This is a genomic window from Streptosporangium saharense, from assembly GCF_014203715.1.
Taxonomy (GTDB): Bacteria; Actinomycetota; Actinomycetes; order Streptosporangiales; family Streptosporangiaceae; genus Streptosporangium; species Streptosporangium saharense.
In genome coordinates this window covers 547,974-549,845 of sequence record NZ_JACHJP010000005.1, presented here as the reverse complement: position 1 = coordinate 549,845, position 1,872 = coordinate 547,974, and the positions used below count along the sequence as shown (strand labels likewise).

Genomic DNA, 1,872 nt, shown 5'->3' with positions numbered 1-1,872 from the left:
CTCCAAACAATGCTTTTCGAGTCAACCCCGGCTGAAAGCACCCACCTCGAACACATCGAGGAGGTGTATCAACCAAAGGAATCCATCCCCACACCGACAGGTGTGTGGGACGGGTTTGTGCTTCATGCACTGGCTTTTAGCACACTGTTGAGTTCTCAAGAAACGGACGCGTACACCGTCGGCCACTCAACCATCCGGTTGAGCGCCTCAGGGGCGCAACTTCCGCATCTCCACCCTACCATTTCCGGCCGGTCCGTGTCAAACCGCCGCATTCGCGGCCCCTCGACACCAACCCACCAGACCCGCTAGGATCTCGCCGCCCCGCCTCCGGAGCAACCCTTCCAACTTACTCTGACATCCAGCCCCTGTCCAATCGCCCGTGGACGATTCGGACAGACATCCGCCGAAGCAAGGAGTTGGGGTACCGAGCGGGTCGCTGTCTTCGAAGCTCTTCGGCCTCTGCGGCTCGCCGCTCTGCGAGAAGAACATTACCAGGCCCCACGGGTCCCAGAGACAACTTGCCAACCATCCCCAGCACCTGCGCGTCCCAAACGTTCGTAGGGAGACGACCGCGCAAGCGCTTATCAAGCCGTTCGCAATCGCCCCCCGATACGAAGTTGGCACGAGGGTCAGGATTCTGACTCCACCGTGGAGGTGAGCACCATGACCCGTTCAGAGTTCGACGACATCCGCGCGCACATCGACGCGGAAGCCGATCATCCCGGTGACCTGCTCAGGGTCGCCAGGTCCCTGTTGAGCGATCTCGAGGACGCGCAGGCACGCGAGGCCATGCTCCGCGCCCAGCATCTGCGTCTTCTCACCGCCGCCCGCGCGGCGGCCGCCGCAGAGGCGGCCGGGAGCGCGAACCCGCTTTCCTTCATCACAGAAGAGCTCGCCCGGCAGGGCCAGCTCCCCGCCACCGAGGTCGAGGTGGACCAGATCCTGCTGGACGTCCGTACCGCGACCACGCTGCTGGCCCGGCTCGAACAGTCCCCTACGCCGGTCACGACCGGAAGTGGGCCGCGCGTCCGCAGGTGTGCCGGCACGAGTCGCAGTTTCCCCAGATGAGGCGTTCCGAGTCATTGACCTGGGCTTGAACCAAGATCTGTAAGACTTCAGGCATGTGGCAGCGGGGGCTGGATTGGGGTGCGACGACCCTCGTGGGGGTCTTCGGCGTCCTGTGGATCGGTGTAGTGGTGTTCGCGGTGGCCGAAGGGCCGATGTGGACGAGTCTCGGGCAGTGCGTCTTCGGGGCCTTCCTCATCGGCTGGTCACTGCACAAGGCGTTCCTGCTTCTCCGTCCCCGCCCCCGGCACAGGGCGCGACACCGCAGGGTCAAGGCCTGACCTGAAGGACCTGGCTAGAAGCCGGTCCTGAACGCGCGCAGTTCGTCCGCCACCTCCCCGCACGGGACTCCGAGGTCGAACCTGCTGAGGAGGAAGATCTCCTCCCCGGTGTCGATCTCCAAGTACTCCGTACGGGAGGTGAAGCGTGTCCGGCTGTCCACGCGTATCCGCTCGACCTCGCTCCACGGCACCCGCCGGGAGCCCGAGAAGCCACGCACCAGGACGAGTCCCTCCCCGTCGGCGCTGAGCCGTACCGGGGCCAGGAGGTCGCGCAGGGCGAGGATGGCGGCGACCAGGGCCGCGGCGCCCGCCAGGATCGCTCCGCGCGGGTCGTCCAGGTTGAGTACGGCCAGCACCGCGAACGCGAGCGCCATGACGGCCTTGACGACGAGGAGTTCCCTGCGCACCCGCCAGCGCAGAATCGGTCCTGACATGTCAGTCACACCTGCACGCTAACCGTTCGGCTTCGTGTCCGGAACAAAAGCGAAAGGCCCTGATCTCTAGGAGATCAGGGCCTTCGTCTCGT

The 1,872-nt window shown here is 65.1% G+C and carries 4 protein-coding genes; 3 read left to right on the top strand and 1 reads right to left on the bottom strand.

The genetic code is table 11. From position 1 onward, the window contains the following. From FHS44_RS40250 to FHS44_RS25610, 3 genes are all read left to right on the top strand, one after another. Window positions 1–309 (top strand): hypothetical protein (locus FHS44_RS40250; protein ID WP_221461241.1); only part of this gene is annotated, 309 nt, incomplete at its 5' end. A 354-nt stretch (window positions 310–663) separates the two neighbouring features. Next, a complete protein-coding gene (locus tag FHS44_RS25615; RefSeq protein WP_184718912.1) occupies window positions 664–1,068 on the top strand; it encodes a hypothetical protein in 405 nt (134 codons plus the stop codon). Between the two features lie 53 nt (window positions 1,069–1,121). Continuing rightward, a complete protein-coding gene (locus FHS44_RS25610; RefSeq protein WP_184718910.1) occupies window positions 1,122–1,346 on the top strand; it encodes a hypothetical protein in 225 nt (74 codons plus the stop codon). 14 nt (window positions 1,347–1,360) lie between these two features. Here the strand turns inward: FHS44_RS25610 and FHS44_RS25605 are convergent, their stop codons facing one another. After that, window positions 1,361–1,780: a PH domain-containing protein gene (locus FHS44_RS25605; protein WP_184718908.1), complete on the bottom strand. Its 420-nt coding sequence runs from the start codon at window positions 1,778–1,780 to the stop codon at window positions 1,361–1,363. Window positions 1,781–1,872 lie beyond the last annotated feature (92 nt).